Annotated in this window: 1 protein-coding gene; it reads right to left on the bottom strand. The window is 42.8% G+C overall.

Annotated elements, in window-relative coordinates:
* Positions 1-45: 45 nt before the first annotated feature.
* Positions 46-1,662, bottom strand: a complete 1,617-nt coding sequence (locus Q366_RS22105; RefSeq protein WP_245620032.1) for a hypothetical protein — start codon at positions 1,660-1,662, stop codon at positions 46-48.
* Positions 1,663-1,772 lie beyond the last annotated feature (110 nt).

Here is a 1,772-nt window from a genome sequence, read left to right as displayed (position 1 = left end):
GCTTTGTTCCTAAAAAACGTGAGAAAAATTTACGTTTTTTGAGAATCACATATTCACAGCCAAGCCTTGTGTAATCTGGCTCAAACCTTGATTGATGAGCCCCAATCCTTCTTCCAAAATGTGGGGTTGTGTCGGATTGTTTGAAGAGTTGCTTTTAAAAGTAGCTGAAATAACAGGGTTTTTGAAATAGCGTTTGGAGGTAATTGAAGCCCAAAGCCATTTCCAGCCAGTATCCGTAACCCTATAAAATGATTTGTTTTTTTGTTTTACAATGACGTTTCGAACCACCAATTTTCTAATTTCATAGCGAATTTGGGCGGAATTTCCAAAAAGAGCACTCAAGGTTCGTTGCAGTTCAGCCGTTTTGAATCCGTTGACCGCGTATTTTGGTTTCAGCAATTCTTCACATAGAGCCAGTTGTCGTTCCTTTCTCAGATCAGGGGGTGTGACTTTTCGTTCCTTATGATCCAGTACGGTTTGATCAAAGGGGTCTGCTTCTCCCTCATAAATGGTGGATGTATCCACATCTGCACAGCAGTTGAGTAGTCGGTCATTACATCCAAGGCCGTACCACAGGCATGCCTGTAAAAAGAGTACAGGTTTCTTAAGCCCCAGCGATTTGGGGTTGTTGATGCTGGTTTCGGTTCTGATGTAATATCCGGTCTTGTTGTATTGCTTGATAGCGTTTCCCCTGAACCAGTGTTTGATGCAGGCGTTGTTGTCATACAGTCTCCAGAAGGATTTTGAACTTGAACGGGCAGGCCGTCGGCTGAATATCCTGGCAATAGTGTCGGGCAATCCGACACGTGAAAATTTGTCCAAAAGGCGTTCAAAGAGACTGGTGCAGTAACGGGCAGACTTAAAAATCATATTAGAGCAGACTTCAACCTGGGTTAGGTACCAGTCATGATACAGGTGTTTGGATCGTGTGGAATAGGTTCCTTTGTCGAACTTGAAAAAGCGGTTCATCCAGAAATTGATTCTTTCCTGGATCATTTTACCATCAATTTCCTGAGCAATGCGGTTGAGAAGCTCAGGATCAGAAACCTGGGTAAAGGCATTTTCCTTCATCTTGTATGAGATGCCTTTTTTATCCAGTTGTAATTTGATGTAGTTGTGACCGTTGAAATAGAATTCACAAGGGAAAGGCAGATAAGAAGAAATTTTCAGGTAGCAGGGGCCACCTATAAAGGAGTCATGGAAGTAGATGTAGTATTGCTTGACCGGCTTGTTGCACTTGTACAACACCTGATGCTTTCGGCCTTTTTTTGTTGTGAATTCCCTTGCTGCAACGGTTCTGACATTCTCTCTGTCCGTGATGATGCAGAATAGGTGGTCGCCTTGTCCATTGAATCTGCAGGCGTATTGATCTTCAACAAATTTCAGTTTTGCACCGTTAACGCCACCACCCATTGATGGCCACCAATGAATCTGAATTCCGTATTTCAGGGCTTGTTTGGAGATGTGGGCATTGAGTTGATCCGTGAGGATTCTCATAACGCCGTTGGTTTGTCTTGAAAAGCCCATGGCTTTGAGAAATCGGGCAACGCAGGCGACAGAAAAGAAATTTAGAATATATCCACGGATGAGAACACGGTCAAAACTGGTGTAATGGAATTTGATATTTTCGACAAACTGATTTATAAATGAGTTCTTGTTCACGGGTGCCTCCTTATTATAAAGGTTGTGTGGTGCTTCTCTTTATAAAAGGTTACTCGTGAACAATCAAGTTTTCCGGGTGGTTGGGCAGGATTGGAACTTCAGTTCGGTAA

The organism is Desulfobacter vibrioformis DSM 8776 (assembly GCF_000745975.1).
In the GTDB taxonomy this organism is placed as follows: domain Bacteria; phylum Desulfobacterota; class Desulfobacteria; order Desulfobacterales; family Desulfobacteraceae; genus Desulfobacter; species Desulfobacter vibrioformis.
Note: the sequence above shows the minus strand (reverse complement) of the source record. Positions and strands in the feature narration are given on the sequence as shown.